The organism is Thioclava electrotropha, assembly GCF_002085925.2.
Taxonomy (GTDB): Bacteria; Pseudomonadota; Alphaproteobacteria; order Rhodobacterales; family Rhodobacteraceae; genus Thioclava; species Thioclava electrotropha.
Window position 1 is genome coordinate 1897158 of record NZ_CP053562.1, and the last position, 23989, is coordinate 1921146.

The 23989-nt window shown below is 58.4% G+C and carries 19 protein-coding genes and 1 pseudogene; 12 read left to right on the top strand and 8 right to left on the bottom strand.

All coding sequences use genetic code 11. From position 1 onward, the window contains the following. Positions 1-76 precede the first annotated feature (76 nt). From AKL02_RS09060 to AKL02_RS21080, 7 genes and pseudogenes are all read left to right on the top strand, one after another. Entirely contained in the window at positions 77-1051 is a 975-nt protein-coding gene (locus AKL02_RS09060) for an ABC transporter permease (protein WP_078540378.1), read from the top strand. Between the two features lie 10 nt (positions 1052-1061). Then, positions 1062-2051, top strand: a complete 990-nt coding sequence (locus AKL02_RS09065; RefSeq protein WP_083077832.1) for an ABC transporter permease — start codon at positions 1062-1064, stop codon at positions 2049-2051. Beyond that, positions 2048-3574: a sugar ABC transporter ATP-binding protein gene (locus AKL02_RS09070; protein WP_083077833.1), complete on the top strand. Its 1527-nt coding sequence runs from the start codon at positions 2048-2050 to the stop codon at positions 3572-3574. The genes AKL02_RS09065 and AKL02_RS09070 overlap by 4 nt, the downstream gene beginning before the upstream one ends. A gap of 41 nt (positions 3575-3615) precedes the next feature. Then, complete coding sequence (locus AKL02_RS09075) at positions 3616-4443, top strand: NAD(P)-dependent oxidoreductase (RefSeq protein ID WP_232621751.1); 828 nt, start codon at positions 3616-3618, stop codon at positions 4441-4443. Beyond that, on the top strand, positions 4440-5162 hold the full coding sequence (locus AKL02_RS09080; RefSeq protein ID WP_083077835.1) for a ThuA domain-containing protein: 723 nt from the start codon (positions 4440-4442) through the stop codon (positions 5160-5162). The genes AKL02_RS09075 and AKL02_RS09080 overlap by 4 nt, the downstream gene beginning before the upstream one ends. A 344-nt stretch (positions 5163-5506) precedes the next feature. Continuing rightward, on the top strand, positions 5507-5926 hold the full coding sequence (locus tag AKL02_RS21295; RefSeq protein ID WP_408648138.1) for an abortive infection family protein: 420 nt from the start codon (positions 5507-5509) through the stop codon (positions 5924-5926). 38 nt (positions 5927-5964) lie between these two features. Continuing rightward, positions 5965-6322 (top strand): annotated as a pseudogene (locus tag AKL02_RS21080) (hypothetical protein); the annotation flags it as partial. A 206-nt stretch (positions 6323-6528) separates the two neighbouring features. On the opposite strand, the gene AKL02_RS09090 reads toward AKL02_RS21080, so the two are convergent. From AKL02_RS09090 to AKL02_RS09105, 4 genes are all read right to left on the bottom strand, one after another. Continuing rightward, positions 6529-7068 carry a site-specific integrase gene (locus tag AKL02_RS09090; RefSeq protein ID WP_232621752.1) on the bottom strand — a complete coding sequence of 180 codons (540 nt, stop codon included), beginning with the start codon at positions 7066-7068 and terminating at the stop codon, positions 6529-6531. A gap of 446 nt (positions 7069-7514) precedes the next feature. Further along, entirely contained in the window at positions 7515-9698 is a 2184-nt protein-coding gene (locus AKL02_RS09095; protein ID WP_083077839.1) for an AAA family ATPase, read from the bottom strand. A gap of 12 nt (positions 9699-9710) precedes the next feature. Further along, the gene (locus tag AKL02_RS09100) at positions 9711-10706 is read right to left on the bottom strand and encodes a GIY-YIG nuclease family protein (RefSeq protein WP_198453278.1); all 996 of its coding nucleotides are present in this window, start codon (positions 10704-10706) and stop codon (positions 9711-9713) included. Between the two features lie 126 nt (positions 10707-10832). Continuing rightward, on the bottom strand, positions 10833-11324 hold the full coding sequence (locus AKL02_RS09105) for a hypothetical protein (protein WP_083077840.1): 492 nt from the start codon (positions 11322-11324) through the stop codon (positions 10833-10835). Between the two features lie 122 nt (positions 11325-11446). Here AKL02_RS09105 and AKL02_RS09110 point away from each other — a divergent pair, with 122 nt between their 5' ends. The 4 genes from AKL02_RS09110 to AKL02_RS09125 all read left to right on the top strand — a co-directional run bounded on the left by AKL02_RS09110 (position 11447) and on the right by AKL02_RS09125 (position 15516). Then, the gene (locus tag AKL02_RS09110; RefSeq protein ID WP_232621753.1) at positions 11447-11638 is read left to right on the top strand and encodes a ribbon-helix-helix protein, CopG family; all 192 of its coding nucleotides are present in this window, start codon (positions 11447-11449) and stop codon (positions 11636-11638) included. A 284-nt stretch (positions 11639-11922) separates the two neighbouring features. Next, on the top strand, positions 11923-12756 hold the full coding sequence (locus tag AKL02_RS09115) for a hypothetical protein (RefSeq protein ID WP_083077841.1): 834 nt from the start codon (positions 11923-11925) through the stop codon (positions 12754-12756). A 424-nt stretch (positions 12757-13180) separates the two neighbouring features. Continuing rightward, complete coding sequence (locus AKL02_RS09120; RefSeq protein WP_133051951.1) at positions 13181-14014, top strand: hypothetical protein; 834 nt, start codon at positions 13181-13183, stop codon at positions 14012-14014. Continuing rightward, on the top strand, positions 14011-15516 hold the full coding sequence (locus tag AKL02_RS09125) for a helix-hairpin-helix domain-containing protein (protein WP_083077843.1): 1506 nt from the start codon (positions 14011-14013) through the stop codon (positions 15514-15516). The genes AKL02_RS09120 and AKL02_RS09125 overlap by 4 nt, the downstream gene beginning before the upstream one ends. 438 nt (positions 15517-15954) lie before the next feature. On the opposite strand, the gene AKL02_RS09130 is transcribed toward AKL02_RS09125, so the two are convergent. Together AKL02_RS09130 and AKL02_RS09135 are read right to left on the bottom strand one after the other, a co-directional pair. Then, positions 15955-16872 (bottom strand): hypothetical protein, encoded by a 918-nt coding sequence (locus AKL02_RS09130; RefSeq protein ID WP_133051952.1) that lies wholly within the window; start codon positions 16870-16872, stop codon positions 15955-15957. 245 nt (positions 16873-17117) lie between these two features. Beyond that, positions 17118-20090: a type I restriction endonuclease subunit R gene (locus tag AKL02_RS09135; RefSeq protein WP_083077845.1), complete on the bottom strand. Its 2973-nt coding sequence runs from the start codon at positions 20088-20090 to the stop codon at positions 17118-17120. 38 nt (positions 20091-20128) lie between these two features. Here AKL02_RS09135 and AKL02_RS09140 point away from each other — a divergent pair, with 38 nt between their 5' ends. Next, on the top strand, positions 20129-20527 hold the full coding sequence (locus tag AKL02_RS09140; RefSeq protein WP_133051953.1) for a hypothetical protein: 399 nt from the start codon (positions 20129-20131) through the stop codon (positions 20525-20527). 119 nt (positions 20528-20646) lie between these two features. On the opposite strand, the gene AKL02_RS09145 is transcribed toward AKL02_RS09140, so the two are convergent. Further along, a complete protein-coding gene (locus AKL02_RS09145) occupies positions 20647-21873 on the bottom strand; it encodes a restriction endonuclease subunit S (RefSeq protein ID WP_083077847.1) in 1227 nt (408 codons plus the stop codon). Then, positions 21870-23891, bottom strand: a complete 2022-nt coding sequence (locus tag AKL02_RS09150) for a type I restriction-modification system subunit M (RefSeq protein ID WP_083077848.1) — start codon at positions 23889-23891, stop codon at positions 21870-21872. The genes AKL02_RS09145 and AKL02_RS09150 overlap by 4 nt, the downstream gene beginning before the upstream one ends. Between the last annotated feature and the right edge of the window lie 98 nt (positions 23892-23989).

The following is a 23989-nucleotide window of genomic DNA, read 5'->3' on the forward strand; positions in this document are numbered from 1 at the left end:
TTTTCATGTGGAGAAGCCGGTCGCCTCGCGCGGCCAGCAAACTGCGCGCGTGGCGCGTGACATCAGGGGGGGTGGAATGAACCGAGACAGGTGGAAAACGATCGCGAGCGTTCTGGCGCGACAGGGCATTCTGGTGGCCTTCGCGCTGTTCCTGATCGGGTTTTCGATCTTTTCGGACCGGTTCCTGTCTCCCGAGAACATCCTTTCGGTGATGCGCTCCTCGGCGATCATCGGGGTGATGGCGCTTGGCGTGACGGTGGTGGTGATCGGCGGCAATCTCGATCTGTCCGTGGGTTCGATGCTGTCCTTCTCGACGGTTCTGGTGGTCGATCTGCATGACAAGATCGGCCCGGCCCCGGCCATCGGCGTGATGCTTGTGGCAACATTGGCACTGGGGGCGGTGAATGGCCTTCTGGTCGGTGTCGCGCGGCTTAACTCGCTGATCGTGACGCTCGGGATGCTCTCGGCGATTCAGGGGCTTACGCTGATCTATTCGGGCGGCAAGAACGTCGATATCGTCAATCAGGATCAGACCTGGTTCAAGATTTTCGGGCGCGGCACCATCGCGGATATTCCGACGCCCATCGTGATTTTCGCGGTCGGCGCGATCTTGTTGCACCTGATGATGGCCTACACGCCCTTCGGGCGGCGCATCTACGCCACGGGCGGCAATGCGACCGCGGCGGTGTTCTCCGGCGTGCGGCGCTCGCGGGTGGTGTTCCTGACCTATCTGATCTCGGCCTCCGGGGTCGCGATCGCCGCGATCATCCTCGGCAGCCGGGTCATGGGCTCGCAGAACAATGTCGGCCAAGGCTACGAGCTGCAGGTGCTGGCCGGGGTGATCCTTGGCGGGACCTCGCTGCTGGGCGGGGCGGGCACGATCTGGAAGACGGTGATCGGCGTGCTGATCCTCGGCTTCATCCAGAACGGCCTGCTGCTGATGGGCTTCGAATATTACGTGCAGTGGCTGGTGACCTGGGTGGTGATCATCCTTGCGGTCTGGCTCGACATCGCGGCCAAGCGTGGCCGGCTGCTTTCCCCGATCGCCTGAGGAGGAGACAATGGCGGATACCGTTATCAAATCGCCCGTGCGTTGGCTCGCTGCCAACCCGATCTGGGGCTTCATCGTTCTGATCTTCGTGTTCTTCAGCTTCGCGAACCCTTATTTCTTCGCGCTGCAGAACTTCCAGAACATCCTCGTGCAGACCTCGACCATCGGGTTGATCGCGCTTGGCATGACGCTGGTGATGATCAACGGCAATATCGACCTGAGCGTCGGTGCGGTCGTGGCGCTTGCGGCCAGCCTCTGCGTCGATATCCAAGGTTGGGAGATGTTTGCGGACTGGGGCAACTGGGCGATCCTGCCGGGCGTGATCGCGGCGCTTGTCGCGGGTACCGCGCTCGGTGCGCTCAACGGCTTCATCGTCTGGAAGACCGGGGTCGATGCCTTCATCGTCACGCTGGGGGCGATGCTCGGCGTACGTGGCCTCGTCTTCGTCTACACCAAAGAGCAATCCTTCTTCGCGATGAACTTCGCCTTCTCGGACTTCGGCTCGAGCAACATGGGCCCGTTGCCGACATTGGCGGTGTTGTTCCTCGTTTGCACGGCGGCGGTGTATTTCCTGCTCGCGCGGACGGTTCATGGCCGAAACACCTATGCGGTGGGCGGCAACCGCTCGGCTGCGGTGAATGCCGGGATCCGGGTCGGGCCACATATGCTGATCAACTTCATGATCGTGGGCTTCTTCGCGGCGCTCGCGGGGGTGACGCTGTCCTCGCAGATGGGCGCTGCGACCCCGAACCTCGGCACCAATTACGAGCTTTGGGTGATCACCTCGGTCGTTCTTGGCGGCACCAAGCTCAATGGTGGGGCAGGGACGATCCTCGGCACGCTGGGCGGGGTTCTCGCGATCGGCATCCTGCGCAACGGGATGAACCTGATGCAGGTGCCCGCTTTCTATGTGCTGGTGATCCTCGGGACGATCCTGATCGCCGTGCTGCTTCTCGACAAGCAGCTGAACCGCAAGGGCAAAGAGGAGCTTCGGGTATGAGCGACGTTGCTGAAACCAAAATCCCTGCGCTGCAACTCAAGGGGATCGTCAAGACGTTCCCCGGCGTGCGGGCGCTCGACGACGTGACATTCGAGGTCCGCGCGGGCGAGGTCCATGCGCTGCTGGGCGAGAACGGCGCGGGCAAGTCGACCCTGATGAAGGTGCTCGCCGGGATGTATCAGCCCGACGAGGGCACGATTGAGATCGAAGGCACCCCAGTCACGATGCGCACGCCGCTCGAGGCGAAACGACGCGGCGTGGTGCTAATCCACCAGGAGCTGTCGCTGGCCGAGGAGATGACGGTCGCCGAGAATATCTACCTTGGCGAGCTGCCGCGCCGGAGCCTCGGTCGGGTGGACTGGAAGACGCTCTTCGCGAAGTCGGAGGAAATCCTCAAACGGCTCAATTGCGGCTTCGGCCCGAAGGACCGGGTCGGCGCACTCTCCATCGCCAACCAGCAGATGGTCGAGATCGCCCGCGCGCTGACGGTGGATGCTAAGGTCGTGATTTTTGACGAACCGACCGCCTCGCTGACCGACGCCGAGAAGGTGGTGCTGTTCGAGATCATCAACGACCTGAAAGCGCGCGGCGTGGGCATCGTCTACATTTCGCACCGGATGGACGAGATTTTCACGCAGGCCGACAGGATCTCGGTGCTGCGCGACGGTGGCTATCGCGGCACGTTGGTCGCGGGCGACACCACCGAGGACGAGGTGATCCAGTTGATGATCGGGCGCTCGCTCGACCTGTCGCGCCGTCAACATGCCGAGGTGAAGACCGGTGACGTCGCGCTGAAGGTGGAAGGACTAAGCTGCGGCAAGCTGTTCCAGGACGTCAGCTTCGAGCTGCGCGAGGGCGAGGTGCTGGGCTTCTACGGTCTCGTTGGCGCCGGGCGCACCGAGATCGCCGAGACGCTGTTCGGCCTGCGCCGTCCCACCGCCGGCACGATCGAGATCGACGGCAAGGAAACCGCGATCCATTCGCCCGCCGATGCGATCGCGAAGGGTATCTCGCTTGTGCCGGAAAGCCGCAAAGAGCAGGGGCTGGTGCTCGGCATGAACTGCCGCGACAACATCACCCTGCCGCAGGTCGGCGATCTGACCTCGGGGCCCTTCGTCTCGGACGGGGCCGAGATCGCGATCTTCGACCAGTATCGCGACACGCTGAAGATCAAGACGCCCAGCTGGCGGCAGGCGGTCGGCAACCTTTCGGGCGGGAACCAGCAGAAGATCGTGATCGGCAAATGGCTCGCGATGCATCCGCGCATCCTGATCGTGGACGAGCCGACGCGCGGTATCGACGTGGGCTCGAAATCCGAGATTCACGACCTGATCCGCGAGCTTGCCCGCTCGGGCTACGCGGTGATCGTGATTTCCTCGGAAATGCCCGAAGTGCTGCATGTCTCGGATCGCATCCTCGCGATGTATCATGGTCGGGTGATCCGCCGCTTCACCGCCGAGGAGGTGACGGAAGACAGCCTCGTCGCCGCGATCTCCGGGATCGAGCAAGAACAGGTGGCGTGATGCGGATTGGTTTTGCAGGTTTAGGGCGCATGGGCGCCCCGATGGCGCGCAACTTGATCGCCGCGGGGCACGAGGTGAGTGTCTGGAACCGCTCGCCCGAGCGTGCCGAGGCCTTTGCGCTCGAAACCGGGGCAGGGGTGGCCGCCACCCCGCGCGTATTGGCCGAAGGCGCGGAGGTCGTCGTCACGATGCTGGCCGATGATGCGGCATCTTCTGCCGTGCATCTCGGTGAGGACGGTCTCTTCGCCGCTTCCGGCCCGCTGACGCTTCTGGAGATGGGCACGATGAGCCCCGATCACATCGCCGATCTCGCGGGCAAGGCGCCTGCGGGCTGGCAGGTGATCGACGCGCCGGTCTCCGGTTCGACCGCGGCGGCAGAGGGCGCGAGCCTGATGATCATGGCGGGCTGCACCGAAGATCAGGCCGCGCCACTGCGCCCCGCGCTCGATGCGATGGGCAAGACGGTGATCTGTCTGGGCAATGTGGGCGACGGCGCGGTGATGAAGCTCGCGGTGAACATGCTGATCCACAGCCTCAACCAGACCCTGGCCGAGGCGCTGAGCCTCACTGACGCGGCAGGTATCGACACAGGCACGGCCTTCGCCGCGATCGAAGCGTCGGCCGCCGCCGCGCCGATGCTGAGCTACCGCAAGCCGCTCTATCTCGACGAGGCGGCGCATCCCGTCAGCTTCACCGTGGCGCTTGCGCGCAAGGATATGGAGGTCACGCAGGCGCTGGCCGCGCAACTTGGCGTCGCGCTGCCGCAAGGCGCTGTCGTGCTGGAGCGGCTGCGCGCTGCCGAGACGGCGGGCCGTGGCGCGCGCGACATGGCCTCGATGGTCGATTTCACCCGAAAGGATAAATCATGAAAGCTGTTCTCTTCGTTGGTGGCTGGGAAGGCCACGCGCCGACCGATTTTGCCGACTGGTGCCGCGACCTGCTGGAGGCCGACGGGTTCGAAGTGGTCGTGCATGACACGCTCGCCCCGCTCGCAGAGCCCGAGAAGATGGCCGATTGCGATCTCATCGTGCCGATCTGGTCCTCGGCCCGCTCCGCCCATCAGCCGGAATTCGGCAATATGACGAAAGCGGAGGAGGACGGGCTTCTCAAGCTGGTCGCCGATGGCTGCGGTCTTGCGGGCTGGCACGGGCATATGGGCGATGCGTTCCGCGACCGCCCGACCTATCACTTCCTGATCGGCGGGCAGTTCGTCGCCCATCCTCCGGGCTGGCCCGACAACCTCGTGCCCTCGGACGATTACGTCGATTACGACGTCACGATCTGTCGCCCCGCTGATCCGATCGTAAAAGGCATCCCCAGTTTCCGTCTGAAGTCCGAGCAATATTATATGCTTACCGATCCGTCGAACGAGGTTCTCGCGACGACGACCTTCTCCGGCGATCACCTGTGGTGGATCGAAGGCACGGTGATCCCGGTCGTCTGGAAGCGGCGTTGGGACAAGGGACGCATCTTCTATTGCTCGATTGGCCACACGCTCGACGATCTGCGGGTCGATCAGGTGACCGAAATCATCCGGCGCGGGATGCGGTGGGCGGCGCGGGGGCGCTCGCTCGAGGGTGCCCGATAAAGACGGCAGTCAGGTGCGAAAACATCGATTTACTGATGCAAGCCGATGCGGTCTTGCGGTCACTGTATCAGTTGCTCTCACCGCCATATTTCGAAGACGACGAGGGTCGAGCGTCGTCGTTCCAGTCCGAGGTGAACGGGTTCGGCACGGTGAGCCTTGACCTGGATCTCGCACTCGCAAGCGCGGCCACCGATCGCGAGGATGCTGTCAACGCCGGGCCTGGCGAGGTCGAAAGTGTGTGTCGTTCAATACTCATTTTAGATTGGGTGAGGCATTTCCCCCCCAATAAGGAAGTGCATTTGCTCTGTAGCGCCGAAGCGCCCTGAATAGACCCGCTTGGCTTGTTGCCGGACCGCTCAGATGTCGATCCCTTGATCGCCAATGAAGTTTGGGAGGTTCTTTCTGGGCTGGCAAAGATTACGGGCGGAGGAGAGGTCCTTCGGACGCATGGCGGCGATGCCCATGGTCGCGAAAAGGGCATTGCGCCTGTTCATGCGCGGAGTGTCAGCTCGTTAGTTCATATGGCGAGCATCCCTGCGCTCTTCGTAGGCTCGGGGCTCATTAAGTGGCTTGCGCCGCCGTTGGCGGCATGTTCCCGGCCTCCCCGACTAAGACGGGACGATGATAAATCTCTTCTGGCTGACCGACGAACGGACCGCGCAACTTCAGCCACTCTTCTCGAGGTTCGCTACTCCCAAGTCGTTGGACAGGATTTGGTGGAAATCAAGCTGCTTGTTGCCCCTGCTGACCGGGTTGTTTGTTAGCATTGCTCTGCCAAACGGCCTACACAAGTGGTTGCTGGATCCGGTTCTTCATGTTCCCCGCCCAAATCATTGACGACACCGGCGCGGCAGCTCTTCTGGTTCGCCTGTCCCCGGTTCGACGCTATGACGCCGACTGGTTTCGTGAAGCTTCGCGGAGCGAAGGGGCGGGGGCTGCATTGCGGACCTCAAGTCGCGCAAGGTCGCCGGAAAATACGATAAGCGGTGCTACAACGCCAAAACCGGATCGAGATCATGTTCGGTAGGTTTGAGGACTGGGTTCGACCGTTCTCTCGACCCAGTGCCGATCATGATCTCACCGTAGCGATCCGCTAAGATAGATGTCCGAAGGTGTTCCTCTCCGCTATAGCGCTCGCCGCGACTGCCCTGTTCTGGTGATGCATCCTGAGCATAGGATGTGACCTGAGCCCATAGTCGGAAGCGCTTGAATCGGATTTGTTCGCGCCAATGGCGCGTCGTTTTCGTGTTCGTTTGAATCGCCCCTGAGTTCTCGGCGTCGGGTCTCTCGTTTGCCCATCGCTGCCGTTCGTCCAAGACGCAGCGAATGACCGCTCACCGCCCAAAAAGCGCCTGACACATCCCCGTCATACCCAAAGTGGCAGAGCATCGATTGCTGGGCGCATCAGGTTGGGTGGGGTCGGTTTGTGGTAAGTCTTCTCGTGAATATCGCGCCCTTCATGGCCCACGATGTCGCGAATGATCTTATCGTCGATTGCCGCGTGTTCGAGTGCGTTCTGCACGTAATGGCGTAAGCTGTGGAAAGGTAGTGCCGCGCCGTCGGCACCCAGCGTGTCATCGATGATCTGTCGCATCCGGCGTCCGAGTTTCTTGCCGTGCTTCCCGCTCTTGGGCTCCCGAAGGTCCAGAAACAGATCACGGTGCCCGGCACGCTTCATCTTCGTCACATGGTCGAGAAACCTGAGCTCGATCAGGCGCGCATGGATCGGCACGATACGACAGGAGGAGAGCGTTTTGACGTGGCGCATATCATCGAGCGGGTCGAGAGAGTCGAACCGGCGCAGCATCTGCAACTCTTCGATCTTCGCCCGCTCGCGCTTGATTACATCCGCCAGCCAGGCGCGCGCCTCTTGAGGGGAAATCTCGGTCCTGATGATGCCGTCCATAAATGTGTCGCTCTCCGCACTAATCTTGCGTGCTAAGATAGTCGCCACACGGCGATCCGTCGTCCCCAAGGAGAGCTTCAGGTCAACGAATTTTGTGGAAAACACCCGGATTCGACGGCGCCATTGATAGGCAGTGCCGCGACGGGAGAGATGAGGTTGGCCGTGCATGGTCTTGCGTCGTCCTTGTTTCGGACGGACCCACGCAAAACTCGGGTAATGGAACACCCATATGCCACACCTACGAAGCCATGAAAGGCTTTTTGTAGCTAAATCAACACCCGAGAGGGGAAGATGGCTCCGGCGGTAGGGATCGGAGCCAACTTTGAGACCATCTAACCTATTGAAAATATTTGATTCAGGCTCCGCTCGAACTCCGCTGGTGTGACAGGTTGGTGTGACAGTTGTCACACCGCTTTTCGTGGTCAAAAGAGGCCTGATGTTCGACCCTATCGTGCGAACGTATCATCCACACAAGAAGGTGTAACTTCAACGGATGCACCGTCGGGCGCTTTCCAGCATCTTGTGAGTTCATGCCCCTTAAGTTCTCGACGCTCACAAAGCACTTCAGCCATCGCTTCCAACCCCTCACGCCGCTCGTTGAGGATCTCCGTGGCGCGGGCTTCCGCCTTGCTCAAGCGGCGGCGCACCTTCGCGTAAACGGTTTGGTTCTGAAGGGTGAGGTGGTCGGGTTGGTCGAGCCAGAGCTGTTCATGATGGCCGAGGCCGAGGCGCGTTTCGATGGCGATCGCCAGTCGCGTTGCCTGGGCGAGATCCGAGGCTTGTGTGCCGCCCGCGCCGCTCGAGACCTGGCCGAGGATCAGTGCCTCGGCGGCCCGCCCGGCGAGCATGTAGGCAATTTGATCGTCATAGTCGCTGTCCGTGTGAATCGCGCGAGTTGCGATAGAATGCACTTCGCCGCCATCGCCGTGTCGGATCAGGACGCGCTCGATTTTGCCGAGCTTGAGCACATCGAATACGATCGCGTGTCCGCATTCATGAAGTGCGATGCGGCGATCGGCATCTGGCGTGGCGCATGCGTGGTTCAGATGCGGGCTCAGATCGGCGGGCTGCCAAGGGCGATCATTCGCGCGCGCTTCGGACCGGGAAGCACGGATCGCGGCATCGAGATCGGCCGCGCTCAGCCCGACAGCCTGTTGCGCCAGAGGACGCAAATCGGCCTCGCCGTGATCGCAATGCGTCTGCAGGATGCCCAGCAGCGCCTCTGCATCAGGCAGAGGCATTTCGAGGTGCAGATCGAAGCGTCCGGGGCGGAGCAGGGCCGGGTCGATCGCTGCACGATCGTTCGTCGCGCCGATCAATAACACGCCCTCGGTGCGGGCGGCCTTATCGATCTCTTCGAGAAAGCCGGTCACGACTTGACGGTGATATGTCCTGCCGTGCCGGTCGCGATCGAAGCGCGAGCCAGCGGCGTCGATCTCGTCGAGAAACAGGATCGAAGGAGCGGCGGCGCGGGCCTTGGCGAATGTCTCGCGCATCGCGGCGAGCATATCGCCCAGATGTCCGGCCGCTTGCCATTCTGCAAGCGAGCTTTGGAAGAAAGGCACGTTTGCGCTCACACCCATCGCGCGGGCCAAGTGGGTTTTGCCGGTGCCGGGTGCGCCGTAAAGGAGCAAAGATCTTGTGAGTTCGCTCCAAGCGACCTTTCCGTCTTTCCAAAGTTGTAGGTCTGCGACCATGCGCCGTGCTGTGCGCAAAGCGCTGCCGTCGCCCCGGATCGTATCGAGCGAAGGGGTGCCTGCGATGGGGCGGGGCAGGGCGGCATCGAGGCGGCTCAAGGCGTCGGCGGCGGAGGGTGCGCGAAAAGCAAAGGCCCATGCGAGCGGGGAGATTTCCGCAAGCGCGGTGTCGTCGGGCAGGGCAGAGAATTGGGCCGAGACGGTCGGGGTATCGGCATAGGTCATCAGAACCTGTGCGACAGCGATCTGGCGATTGAAAGAGGAGAGGCGCAGCGGGGGCGTTCCGCTCAGATTGGGCGGCGCCGATTTCCCTTGGGCGAAGAGCAGAAGGATCGGTTCGGGCTTCGCTAGCAGGTCCGAGAGATCAGAGCGGTCTGTGAGCGTGACGATGCGCAGGTTTGAGCCGGAGCGGCGGGCGTCCATGTTGCGGCCCAGGCACGTCACATGCGCGGGAATGAAGCCGTATCGAATGACCGTCGCGAGCGGATCGATCATCTCAGGCGGCACCTCGAGGATCGTGAGCGCCTTCGGCGCGAAAAGCGCGTCGATCCGTTCGGCACTCTCGAAGGTGGCGGCGAGTTGCAACGCAAGGCTCAGGTCTCGAGCGGGAAGGATCGCGCCGGGCAGGGCGGCGAGCGCTTCCTGTGTCGCTTCCTCATCTGCGCAGAGATCGGCATCGACTTGCGCCTCGGCCTCCTCGAACGCGTCGAAATCGTCAAAAGAATCGCCATAGTCGCTCATTTTACGCGTGCGAGCAGCTGGTGAGCTCTTGGCCGATCGCGCGCTTGCAGCGGCTTTTTCCTGAAGACGAAGGATGGCGGTGCGCGCGAGCGGCCCCCAGGTGGGTGAAAGAGTGGGGAGAGTCATTGGATCAGTCCTTTGAAAGGGTAGGGGAGGCCTCCCGCCGGAGCGAGAGGTTTTGTCGTGGCGCATTGTCGGCGTGGTTCAGGTCTTGCGCATACGCTTGGATCGCGACCTGCTGCGGGTCCGGCTGCGTTCGGCCGCGCGGTTTTCCTTCCGCGCGATGCGATGCATCTGGCGAAGGATCGTCTCTTCGAGACCGGCTCGATAAAGCTCAGACTTGACCTTGAGCAGATCGGTGAACTCCTCCGGTGCCACCAGTTCGTCGGGGAACTCGGCCATGAGCCACTTGTGCAAACGCTTCTCGACGCGCTGCGCGTGACGCCCGGTTCGCATCGGCACCTTTAGGAGCAGCTCGCGCGGCAAATCGGGATGGCGGTGAAGCTGGTATTTCATGCGCGAGTCCGGATTGCGCGAGAAGCCGAGCTTGATCGCGCTGCTCCCGGTTTCGAGCTTGAACTTCATCGCATACAAGAAGCTCGGCCCTGTCGCCCAGCTCTCGCCACAACCGGGGCAGGTGAAGCGCCCGGTCTGCATGTTGGCACGGGCGATCCGCGCCTCGGCTCCACACCCCTCGGCATGGCGATAGAGCCGATAGTTCCGATTGCCCTGCGGGTCCGGTCCGACCAACTCCCAGCCCTCCAGCGCCGCTTCTTCCTGTTCTCGCTCGTGGTGGCAGATTTCGCAGCGCGCACCGGTTTCGCCCTGCGCCATGCGCTCGACGAGTTCAAACTGACGACGGATTTCGTGACCGCAGGACGCGCGGTAGAAAGCATACTTCCGGTCGGAAGGATCGCGACGGAGCATCTCAAGCCCGGCCCTTCTCGCTGTCTCGCGCCAGCGCGCCTCGACGCAATGCGGGCATTCTGGCTGGAAGTTCAGCACGACAAAGAGGCGACTGACATGCAGCCCGCCGCAGCTCTTGCATTCGAGCGCGAGGCTGTATCTGTCCTTCACCCGAGCGACGATACGGTAGCCCTTTGTCTCGGCGGCATCGCTCCAGTGCGCGTGGATTTCGCCGGGCTGGACCGCATGGTCTTCGCAGCGAATGTGCAGAATGATCGGTTGATGCTGGGTCATGCTCGACCCTCCTTGTGAACGTGCAGGGGAAAACGGGCGCGGTAACCCGCGCTCGGCATTTTCGTGGAATCTCTGGTTGAGAGAGGCATGCATCCCGGCCGGAACAGCGCCGGGAATGCGATCGGCTCAGAGTGTCGCGGAGGCTTCGACCGGCTCGTCGGTATAGAGGTCGAGCAACTGATCGAAAAGGATCAGCATCCGTTTGAGCAGGAAATTCACTTCGCGATCGGTGTCGCAAACCTCGGGCACGAGAAGGTCGCTCCCGCGCCGCCGCACGAGATCGCGGAAGCGTTCGCGGTGTTCGCCGTCCTCGTCCAGAAGCGCGAGGCGAATACCGAAGGTGAGGAGTTTGAGCGGCTTCTCGACCGGCACGCGCGGCGTCAGTTCGAGGATCTGATCCTGCAGTTGCAGCATCGTGCCCTGGGCTTCGTCGGAGGCCCTCTGCCAAGCCGCGAAAGCCGGATCCCAGCTCTCGGTGCGGGACAGGTCGTGTTCGTAGTCGAGGAACTCAGCGAGGGCCTCGAAGAACTGCGGGAAGAGGGTCAGGATCCGCGGTTCCTGATCGTCGGTTGCGTCTTCTTTTGCCAGAAGCTGCGTGATAAGCGGGTAGGTAGCCATGGTTTTCTCCTTGGACGAGAGAGCTGGGGTTAGAGCGTTGGCGGGAGCTGCAACTCTTGCCTTCGCTCGCATAACATGTAATGTTGTAATCACAAAGTCAATCCCCTTTGTGAGGAGTTTTCATGTCAGAGAAGAAAAAGATGGGCCGACCGCCAGCAGGAACGGAACCCGTCATGGTCCGCATGACCCATGAAATGGTCGAGGCGATCGACACCTATCGGCGCATCGCGGAAGATCTGCCGACACGGCCGGAAGTTATCCGGCGGGCGGTCGAGGCATACTTGGACAAGAAGATGAAAGAGCTCGGCGAATAGTGGACTGCTGTTGTGTCAAGAAGCGGCGATCCCGCGAAGTCACCCGAGTTTGACAGTCTCAGAGACTCGCGGGATGTAGCGAGCGGCCGATGGCGGTCGTGTCCCCATCAGGTCTGGCGAAGGGCTGGTTCTAGCCGGGAGCACCGGCCGCTGCTGCTTACAAGGCGACCGACCCGCTGCGTCGCCGCATGACTGCTCCGCGCCCAAGTTGACTAATGCTCCACGCGCATTGAGAGCGCCCGTCGAATGGGCTACTACGCCCTAGTCGACGCCGGAGGGGACGAATGTTCAATTTGATTGTTTCAGGACGAGTGGAAAATGACCGTCGCGGCTTCATTATGGCCGAGCGGGTCTTTGGATATACGACCGACGAGGTCAAGAACCAGTTTGTGAACGACACGAGTATTGATTTTCAATCCGTTTTGAAATTCCCCACACTTCTGATGGAGGAAGGCAGGGGCGACGAGGTGGCGCGTATTGCGTGGCTCTCGCGGGTGACGCGGAAAGGCTCTGACTACCAGCTTGACTACACCATTGATCCTGACCTACCCAAGTTAACCAATGCCGACATTGATGCGCTTCAATCTGAACTTGATATGCACGATTGGGAGCTGGGAACCAACCACTGGGCGATTAAAGACGTTGACCTTTTCGAGGTTTTATTTCGCAAATCGACCGGGAAGCGAGTTGCTCCGACTGTATTTCAGTTGAGTGAAAAGCCAATCAATCCGAAACTTGTGTCCTTCATGATGCCATTTTCGGGGCAATTCACATCGGTCTATCAGGACGTAAAGGCCGCCCTTGAAGCAGACGGCTACCAGTGCCAGCGAGCAGATGATATGTGGGTTCACGCCCACATCATGACTGACATTATTGAGTTGATTTGCACCTCGGCGGTTATCGTCTGCGATCTGTCTGGCAAAAACCCCAATGTGTTTTACGAGGCGGGAATTGCCCACACACTCGGGAAAGAGGTTATCCTGATTACTCAGTCGCACGACGATGTTCCCTTTGATCTGCGTCCGATCCGCTATCTGGATTACCTGAACAACGGGGAAGGCCGAGCCAAACTCGCGAACGACATTCTTGCTCGTGTTCAGGCCGTCACGAATCCCTAAAAGACCTTCCCCGACCCTGCCTTCATGGTCGACTGAGCACTCAAGTTCATAGAACTAATACGCGGTTGCCGCGAACGGCATTTCTGTCCGCACAGTAGACCTCGGCGTGCCCAACCTTGCTGCACATTGGCCTTGATGACCGGTTCGGAGTCGCAGCGCCGCAGCGCTGATCCTTCGGGCGAATGTCCGGAGAGGGCCGTTCACTGCGCCCAAACAGGAAGGCCGGGGAGCGGACCTTCGCTGCGTCTTGGATCAATGATCGCAAAGCGCAAACAAGCGGATGATCCGTCGGGAACAAGTCACCAGCCCTTTCCAAGAAATTCTCCCTCGATCACTAGGGGCGCAACCCTAGACATGGCTCCGTCATGTCCGCTATGTCGATTAGGCCTCCATCAGCGTGGCTAGGACAAAATAGGGATAGCAAATGCTTTCCAGGATCTGGTCGACCTTATCTGGCCTGACAGGAAGACAAGGTGCAGATGAAATGACGGAGATGCAGTGGCATGATAGTGTGCTAGGAGAACTTGTATGTGGACGCCCCCACGGCGATGCAAAGGCTGACAAGACTCTCCAGCACCTCAGCAGAACCATAAACACCTTCTCGACAAAGGGCGTTCGATATCTCCAGGAAGAATTTTCTGAAGAATCTAAATACTTTAGCGCTTTCTGTGCTCGCGTTGTTTTGGAGAACTCCAGCGCTGCGATTGTTGGCCGCCTAGATCCATTTCGGCTTCTATATCTCAATGAATTCCAAAGCCAACCCAGCTTTGAACACGGCGCCCCCGCGAAGTCCGGCTTCAGATGGCAAGGCGATGTCATGAATCCGGACAAGCCGCTTGGGCAAGACAGAATTTGGTCGAGCGACGTCGATATTGCGAAGATCAGCCGCTCTCTGTTTTCTGAGCACTTCGATCACCTTATATGGAGGCCGGCCTATAGTGAGCTACTCGACCAAATTCAGAGCTCTGGTCGTGATGGGTTTGAAGAACTTGTCAGCATTGAACCTGAGGCGTTCGTTCCGCGCATGAAGGGTGAGCTTGGCCGTCTCTACTCAAGCCTCTCAAAGGGGGTGCATTGGGATTTTTTTAATTCAGCGATTGAATACGACGAGAGCTCAATTAAGGCAAATCTCCAAGACCTTTTCTCCCGGGTCTCAATTCTAGGATTGACCTCGCACTTTATTCCGACGGCATACTCATCTTTGATGCCGGACGATGCCTTTGGTATCTATGCTCAAATGCGGAGCCACGTATCATGACGCAACCACTTGTGAACGACGATGACATACATCTGATACTCGCAGCTGAAGATTGTCCGCCCCAAGACTTCGAGCGAATTCATTCCTTTGCCTCAAGTGATGACTTGATTATTCGAAAGCTGTCAGCCCACGGTCCGGTGCTTTTGCGCGGCGGACGGGGCAGCGGTAAAAGTGCTCTAATGATCGAAGCACATCGGCGCCTGAGAAGCTCAGACACCATTTTCTGCGCGTATGTAAGCTTGCGGCACCTCCCTTTGCTAAAGTCCGATGGAGACGAGTACATCAACCACTTTGGAAAAATTCTTTCCAAAAGCATTAACAAGGAGCTCCACGAACGAGGGCAGCCTGACGGCTTCCCTGATGCTGTCGATGAGCTGGGCATGCAGCTTGCGCTGAGCGATCTTTCCAACAGCCAAGGAAAGCGGATTGTGCTGCTTTTCGATGATGCCGCACACATTGGACGTGAGAAGCCGCTTGAGGTGTTCTTCGATCTATTCCGAACGCTTTCGAGCAATGCGGTCTCTTGCAAGGCCGCGATATATCCAGGCGTGACTAAGTTTGGAATTCGATTCGATGTATACAATGATGCGACAGTCATTGACCTGAATCGATCAGACGTATCAAAGGATTCTTCGTACTTCTATGATGTCTTGAGCGCACGTTACCCTAATCTTGTAGAATCTGCGACTTACTCCGATCGACTGAGTTCTCAAATATTTTCTAGGCTCATAGCGCGCGCCGTTGTCGGAAACATGCGGGCGTTTGTATTGACCTGCAATAAGTTCTTGGACATGGAAAAAATTAGTGTTCCAAGTCTAAATCAGACACTCATTGCGATGGCGACGGATTACTATTGGCCACTTATGGAAGAGGTTCAACCCAAGCTTGGCCTTTACGAGCCGCTGATCGAGCCCGCGACCGAGATTTTCGAACTCTTGGTCTCCAATGTTACTAGAAGCATGGGGTCTGATAGCAGAGCTCTGGCTCAAGATCGTGTCCTGATTCATCGGCAGCTGGTATCTAAATTCTCCAAAGCATTCGAGATCCTTGAGTACTTAGGGTTTCTCTCAAAGCGAGAGGCCTCAAGGGGGATGAAGTCCGGCGGTCGAGGGCCAGTATTCGCCCTGAACCTTTGTAATATAATTGAGGAAATGCCCTCTGGTCGCCTGACTATTGATGGTATTGGGCAGTGGGTGGAAGGAAGCTTGGAGCCCGCTGAGGTACATTTGAGCGGCCAGTTGTTTGCGAATATAACTCTGCCAAATGTGCTCGATGGCGATGAGCTGAAGATCCTCCGACAGGATATTTCGGTACTAAAGAAATCCAATGCATACCCTTATGGATTGACCGATGATAAAATTGATCGGCTGCGTGGCGCCGAAATAAATTCTGTAGAGGAACTCGGAAACGCAAGCGATAAAGAACTCCACGCCATTTTCGGGATTGGTGAGGCCACAGTAAAACGTATTCGCGATGTTGTGCATCAAGCAATTTGGATGTGAAGAGCCGTGAATGTGAGCGGTTCAGGTGCGGATTAGTGGTTATTTGCGTATAGATCCCGTGCCGGATCGGCAGGGGGCACATGCTGACCTGCCATGTGTTTGTCATCCAGGAGCGACTGGAGCCCGTTTGGTGTCACTAAACTTGCAACAACGTCAGGTCACGCTCTGGCAAATCTTCCCATTTTCCCCATTCGACAGAGTTTTGGGTTGTCACTACTTTCATTGATGTCGCCTTGGCCAATGCGAACAAATGCAATTCTTGAGCATTCAGGCTCAAACTCAGAAGGATGAAAAGATGTCTTCCAAAGACGATATGGACAACCACGCAAACCAACTCAATCCGAACAACGACGCCTACTGGCAAAGCCGGGGTTGCGAAGACGGTCGGCCGGATGACTGGGAGGCGTTCGCAGATAGAGATTTTGAGTGCTATCTCTTCTAATCTGAAGGCATAGCAGATGCGGGCCTTTCGCGCAGAAGGGTCCGCATCGCTTCGTAATATATGGCATGCGGTTGTTGGCCGTTGGGTATTGGCGTCTTCAACTGCTCAAGACGCCTACTCGATCGGCCTATCAGCTGTGCAATTATTACAAACCAACGCCATGCTTTTCGATCATCTTCGTCCATCTCTATGGCTACTTCGAGAGCATGTATAGTTTGTGAATAAGAAGGGATCGCCGATCCAGCGAAAAACCTCTTTGCTTCTCGAACCTGACTTTCTGAAGCACCAAAGGCGTGATGGATGAACTCGCTTTTTTTCTCGAGCTTTGATTCTTGAAAAGCATATTTCAGGAGCTTTGCGACAGATTTCGCGGGATTTGCTCGTCCCTCCTCTTCACCGAATAGAATTTCGAAGTAATTTTGTAGATACTTTTTTTGATCTGTGTGATCCAATCCTGTCCTTTCTACGCGCTCTAAGATCCAGACAATTGCGAGCCCGAGTATCCCCATGATATTCAGCGCTTCCGAGACATCTTCTGGAGCTGATGTCTGACTCTCTAGCCGCTGAGACAGAAGATTGAACCAAGTGCGCCATTCGGGCGTGCCTTCTGCGCGAAGTAATTCCCTAAGGTAAATGGGGCCTTCTTCATTTATTTTTCTGGTCAAGGACTGAGACGATGCCAGCAGGCGATACAGGTAAGCCTTTGTTTTGGGAGCCTTATCGTCAGGAAACTGAAGGTAAACGCCATACCAAAGTTCCAGAGTAACCTCGTCCGGAGATGCGGCTTCCACTTGTCTTATAGATGAAATTTCTTTCAGAATGTTAGCATAGGCTTGCTCACAGAGCGCCTTGTCGTCTCCCAGCAGATGGTCGATCGACGCATGGCAGAGCTTGGCTAGTCGCTTTCCAGACATGTGCTTTCCATTGAGAGCCTCCCTCAACGTTTTGTGGACAGCCCCATTTACGGCTCTGTAACTCGACTTCTCGCTAGGTAGCATCACCTCACCTAAGGAGGTTGCTCCGCAAAGTTTTGCGAATAATTTGAAATCTGGAAGAAACATGGTGATTGACTGATGCTCAAAAGAGAGTGGGGTGTCCGAGGGTATTCTGTCGGTGTGGACTATCCGGTCTGAGATACTTGGGCGCGCGCGACCTCATCTCATGATCGACCTGCTTCACGTGCCTGCCTCTGCGCCCGCTTGAAGAAGTGACGTGTCGCTTGCTCGCGCGCGTCCTTGTCGGTCATGACGATATTTCGCATCTCGTTATCCTGCTGGAACATCTTCACCATCTGCTGGAAGAACGCTTGAGAAAACGCGTTGTAGACCACGTCCGCCGGGTTGTTGCGCATCATCTCGGTCATGTCGTCATCCATGACGTCGCGGGTCACGCGTTCGAAGCGCAGGAAGTCTTCGCGCGAGAACTTGGTGCCATGGCGATCGTTGAACGCGTCGATGATCTCCGAGAGAGAGCGTTCCTCTTCTTCGGTGTAGGAATTGGCGCCGAACTCGGAGATCGGCTGCAGGGTCTTGGTGTCGCCTGCAGTCAGGGACGCGCTTCCCTCCTCGCCTTTCTGAAGCTTGAAGGCTGCCAGGTTGAGCATGTCGTCCGATACCGTGATATCGGCTGGCACGTCGCGCGACGGGAGCAGGCGCGAGAGCCAAGAGCTGTAGGCGTAGAGCTTTTCTAGCCAGGCATCGTTGAGGTTCACGACCTGAGCGACGAAGGCGTAGAAGCGCTGGAAGCTCTTCAGGAGCTGCCGGAATTCCTCTTTCTGCGTCTCATCCTCGTCGAGCAAGAAGCGTTCGACAGCGAGCCGCACGGTTCCCTCCAGAACCAGACGATCCTGTTCGGTCAGGTCACCCTTGAAGAACTGACCGGCAAAGCGCTCGACCTCGTCCTTGTTGATATAGGTTGAATTCGAGATCCGCTGTTCGAGATCGTAGACCTGATTGAGATCCGTTCGTTCTTCGAGGGCCGTCGCCTCGAAGAAGGGAGCGAAGGCTTCCTTGATGTCCTCCATCGTGTTCTGGAAATCGAGCACGAAGGTGCGGTCCTTGCCGGGATAGGTCCGGTTCAAACGCGCGAGGGTCTGCACCGCCTGAAGGCCCGCCAGCTTTTTGTCGACATACATCGCGACCAGTTTCGGCTGGTCGAAGCCAGTCTGATATTTCTCGGCGACCACGAGGACTTGATAGGCATCTGTGTCGAACTTCTTCGGCAACTCGGTTTCGGCGAAGCCGTTCGCAGTCGCTTCGGTCCATTCATTGCCGTCGACCGTCAGATCGCCGGAGAACGCGACGAGCGCTTTGAGATCGGTATAGCCTTTGCTTGCGATATAGTCGTTCAGGCGCTGCCAATAGCGCAGCGCGTGCTCGCGGCTCTGCGTGACGATCATCGCCTTCGCCTTGCCCTCGAGCTCCCGCGCGACGTGGCGGCGGAAATGCTCGACGATGACCTCGACCTTCTGGTCAATCGCTGTCGGGTGCAACGAGGCGTAGCGCGCGACGCGCGCTTGCGCCTTGCGTCCCTTGAAGGCCGGATCGTCTTCGATCGTCTTCTCGAGCTGATAGTAGGCCTTGTAGGTCATGTAGTTTTGGAGCACGTCCAGAATGAACCCTTCTTCGATCGCCTGCCGCATCGAATAGAGGTGGAACGGATGTGGCTTGCCGTCAGATCCGATGCGCCCGAAGCGCTCCAGCGTGACGTTGCGCGGGGTCGCGGTGAAGGCAAGGAACGAGATGTTCTTCTGCGGGCCGCGCGCTTTCTGGAACGCCAGCACGAGGTCCTCGATATCCTCGGGGCTGGTATCATCGCGGGTCAACGCGTCGGTCATCGCCTGAGCCGCCTTACCGGACTGCGAGGAATGCGCCTCGTCGATGATCACCGCAAAGTTCTTGCCGGCCTGTCCCGAAATCGTCGCCAGATGCTCGGTGCCGAACTTCTGGATCGTCGTGATGATGATCCGCGCGCCCTTGATGATCGCATCTTTCAGATCGCGGGACGTGCCGTCGATCTTCTTCACCACGCCTTCAGTCTGCGCGAACCCACCGATGGTGTTCTGAAGCTGCCGGTCCAGCACCAGGCGATCCGTTACGATGATCGCTGTGTCGAAGAGCGGCTGGTCGTTCCCGTCATGCAGGTTGATGATCTGATGCGCGGTCCAGGCGATCGTGTTCGACTTGCCCGACCCCGCACTGTGCTGGATCAGGTAGTTCTGGCCTGGGCCTTGGGCCTTTGCGTCTGCGAGCACTTTGCGCACCGCATCGAGCTGCTGGAAACGCGGGAAGATCAGCACCTCTTTGCCATCGCCGCGCTCGAGGTGGATGAAACGCCCGATCAGATCGAGAAGCACCTCTCGCGAGAAGACGGCCTTTCCATCGGGCAGATCCTTGTAGAGATAGGCGACACGGTTCTCACCCGGCACGTCAGGGTTACCGGCACCGCCATTGCGCCCGCGGTTGAAGGGGAGGAACCGCGTCTTGCCGTTCATCAGCCGCGTGGTCATCGACACATTGTCCTGATCCAACGCGAAATGAACGATGGCGCCGCGCTTGAAGGTCAGCAGGGGCTCACCCGCCGGCGACCGATCCTTCCGATATTGCTTCTCGGCATGTTTGACGTTCTGGCCGGTCAGCAGGTTCTTCACTTCAAGCGTCGTGACCGGAATGCCATTGACGAAGGTCACCAGATCAAGGGCGTTCTTGTTCTTCGCCGAATAGGTCACCTGGCGCATCACCGAGAGAATATTCGCCTCGTAGAGCCGCGTCAGATCCGGGTTCAGGTTCGATGCGGGTTTGAAGAAGCACAGCGCAAAGCGAATGTTCGGCACCAGCTTGATGCCCTCGCGCAGCACGACATGGGTCGGATGTTCCTTCAGCGCCTTGTCGAGACGTTTGAGAACCTCCGCCTCGGCCTGCGCGCTGTAGTGCTCCTCCAGCACCTGCCACGCTTCGGGTTGCGTCGTCTTGAGGAAGCGGAACAGCAACTCGGTGTCGAGCGCATGGGCGACGTCATAATGAGACGCGCAGTTGCGTTCGAGATACCCCTGTTCGGAGGTCAGGTAGGAGACGATATGCGCCTCGAAGACCTTCTCTTGGTGGATGTCGGCGGTGGTGTGGGTTTCGGTCATCAAATACTGTCCACTGTAACGCATCGTAGGAAGAATGTTTGGGTCGGTTGCAATTGGTGGGGTTTCTTCCCCGGCCTCAGGTGGCAATCCGATCTGTTGAAACGCTTGAGATTGTCGGAGTCGGCCAGCGTGATCGACGCTTCGCTCACTTTCCGGGCAACGGTCCAATGGCTATGCTTACCCTCGACGCCGAGAAGTGCAACGCGCTGTTCATCTGTGTTAACGTGCTGCTGCAGATCATTCCAAAACGCGGACAGATTCCCCTTGTTCGCCTTCCACGCAACCTTGCGTTCGATGCAGACCCCATGATCATGGGTCAACGTCCGGCTCGCTACATCGATGAGTTCTCCAAGCTTTCGAAACCCGATCCCGTCATGCACAACTTCGCCTATGGGGCGACCATCATCGAGAAGACTCGTGAGTTTGCAGAAAAGTGAAATCTGGTGATCGCGATCGAGCCCGCCACCAAGCATCACGTTGCAGGCGTTTATGATTGCATAGATACCGCATAGCCCATCCAAAGACCCTTGTGCGGATGCTTTGAAGTTCCGGCCCGTCATGCGCCCATCTCCTCTTGAATGGCATCGAGCTGGCGGTCGGGGGTGCCAGATTTTGAGTAGGTCGTCACGTCGATCTGACCCGTGACAGCGGCGGTGATCAGGGCGGAGCGGTATTCTTTGAGGCGGTCGATGGAGGCAGCGGTCTTGGTCTGCGCTGCGCTCAGACCAGATCGTATCCGCTCAATCGCATCAACTATTGCGTCCTGTTCGTTTCTCGGTGGAACAGGAAGAAAGACAGGAGCGAACCGGACAAAGCGAAACCTTGGTGCCCGTTCGCGAACAGAAGGACAAAGCACGGAAATATATTTCCGTTTCGCCATGCATCGCAGCAGGTAGGCGAGGTAGGTCGCATTATGGTCGCCGATCGATGTGCAGACTGCATACTCGCCAGTTGACTTGCCGTTGTCTTCAGACACTCCGATGGCACCTGCAAAGGCATCCATCGTGTGGATCACAAGATCACCCCGCTTGATGTGTTGATAACCAACCTCAAGTTCCGCGAAAGTATACCCCTCGGTGCGCCGTTTCGATCTCAAACACACCTGACCGTCCCGAAACGCTGTGATTACCTCGTCTCCGTCGCGTGGTGGTCGTGACATTTGCCGAACGAGATATTTCCCTCGCACGATCTCCCAATGCGATGGGATTGTTTCGATCCAAGGTATCTGCGCGGGCTTCATGCTTGATTTCTGGTCGAGACCTTGTGTGACCGCTAGATCAGCAAAGTCAGAGACTTTCGCTTTGATCGCATCCACCAAGCGCTGCTTTTTCTCGATTAGCAGGTCTATTCTTGCGGTCTCACGGTCCAGAAAATCGGCGATCTGGCGTTGGGTCGCGAGGTCGGGGATTTCAACTTCAAGGTTCGACCACATCTCATAGTTCAAACTCTCGATGGAGACGCCATACCCCCTAAAACTACGAACACGATCCTCTAAAGCATACCGCAAGTAGAACTTATCTACCTTGGGCACCGAAATGCGCTGAACAACATTTGAATAGATCGCGCCTTCAACGGGAATGTGGATATATGGCGTTCCGTTTCTCGTCAGCAGCAGATCGTCAGATGTCGTTCTTTTCCACGTGGGGAAGTTGTTGAAGTCAGACCGCAGGATGCCTCTGGCACAAGTGTAGAGAGACTCTTCGCCCTCCCCCCAATGTGATTTATCGATGACTTCACCGGCGTTCGAAGCTGACACCAACCATTTGAGCTTCACCTGCGTCACTCAACCACCTCCTGCAGCAGGCCAGCGATTTCTGCTTCCAGCGCCTTCAACTCGGCGTCGATCTCCTCGAGCGGGCGGGGCGGCACGTATTTGTAGAAGTAGCGGTTGAAGTTGATCTCATACCCGACCCGCCCGACACCGCCGTCCTGCGCGTCGGTGTAGCTCTCGTCCACCCAGGCAGCGGGAACGAAGGGCAGAACCTCGCGCTGCACATAGGCGCGCCAGTCCTCGTTCAGGGCTACCTGCTCGTGATCGCGCAGATCGGTGTCGGCCTCGGGATTGCCGCTCTTGTCGGTGCAGACCTCGGCGTCCTCGTCACGCTCGGACAGCGCAGATAGAACCACCTTCTTCACCGGCGCCCCCAGCTTGACGCCAGCGGCCCGCAGAGCGCCGCTGAGCGCCTTCTCGAACTTGTCGCGGGACATCCAGCGCTCACCGCTCGGGAGCCCCTCCAAGGCCCCTAGAACGCCCGCCTGCTCATCCTCATCCAGCTTGGCGAAGGGCTTGGCCTCGCGCAGCGCCTCCAGCCCCTCGGGCGTGACCGAGAAGGCCAGCTTGAGCGGTCGTTCGACCCGGATCTCGCGATAGCCGAAATCGGTGGTTTCAAAAATCTTCGACACGTCAGCCCAGTCCGAATTGCCGTTGAGCATGTCGTGGTAGATCCGCGCGATCTCTTCGGTGGCTTCCTGCGGGATCTCGCGCCGTTTCGAGCCGAGCGACTTGCGCATCGATTTCCAGAACCGCTCGCCACTCGCGTCGATCAGCTGCACCTTGCCGCGCCGGTCCCGGTCCTTGCGGTTGGTGAGCAGCCAGACATACGTCTGGATCCCGGTGTTGTAGAAGAGGTCGGTCGGAAGCGCGATGATCGCCTCGACCCAGTCGTTTTCCAGCATCCAGCGCCGGATCTCGCTCTCGCCTGAACCAGCGCCGCCGGTGAAGAGGGGCGAGCCGTTCATGACGATCCCGATGCGCGAGCCTTGCTCGTCATGGCGCATCTTGGAAATCATGTGCTGAAGGAACAGGAGCTGCCCGTCCGAGATCCGGGGCAGGCCAGCACCGAAGCGGCCCTCCATGCCAAGATCGGCCGCCTCGTCCTTGATCGGGTCTGCGTATTTCTTCCAGTCAACCCCATAGGGCGGATTGGAGAGCATGTAGTGGAAGCGTTTGCCCTGATGCGCGTCCTGGGTCAGCGTGTTGCCGAACGCGATGTTCTCGGGATTGTGCCCGGTCACCAGCATGTCGGATTTACAGATCGCGAAAGATTCCGGGTTCAGCTCCTGACCGAACAGCTCGACCCGGATACGGTCGTTGAGATCCTTCATCTCCATCTCGGCAATCGAGAGCATCCCACCGGTTCCTGCCGCTGGATCATAGACCTGTCGGATGACGCCACTGCCGGTCAGGGCTTCCTTGTCGTTGACCAAGAGAAGCGAGACGATGAGGCGGATTACCTCGCGCGGGGTGTAGTGCTCACCGGCGGTTTCGTTCGAGATCTCCGAGAAGCGACGGATCAGGTCTTCGAAGAGATAGCCCATCTCGATGTTCGAGATGGCGTCCGGGTGCAGGTCAATCTGCGTGAAGCGATCGAAGACCTGGTAGAGCAGCCCGGCGTCGTTGAGGCGCTTGAGCTGATCGGTGAACAGGAACTTGTCGAGGAAGATGTCCCGGACATTGCCCGAAAAGTTGGTGATATAGTCGATCAGGTTTCGGTGGATGTCTTTCGCATCCTGCCCCTTAAGTGAGGCGAAGGTGAAACGGGACTTGTTGTAGAGCCGGATGTTCTGGCCGACGACGCCGGAGAGAAGCGTGTCGCGCGCGTCATCGTCCATGTCCGCGGGCAGGCTTTCGGCCATGGCGAGCACATCAGGCTTGCTCGCCTCTAGAATGCAGTCCAGACGGCGCAGGACCACGAAAGGCAGGACGACCTTTCCGTATTCGGATTGCTTGAAGTCGCCGCGGAGAAGTTCTGCGATAGACCAGACGAAACTGCTTAAGCTCTTGATGTCGTTGTTGCTCATGGATCCCTCGAAATTCGCGCACAGGATGTTCTCTCGCCGGTTCCAGTGCAAGGCGCAATTGGGTGCGTGTCCGGGGCAGGGCGCGGCGCGGGGTTTTC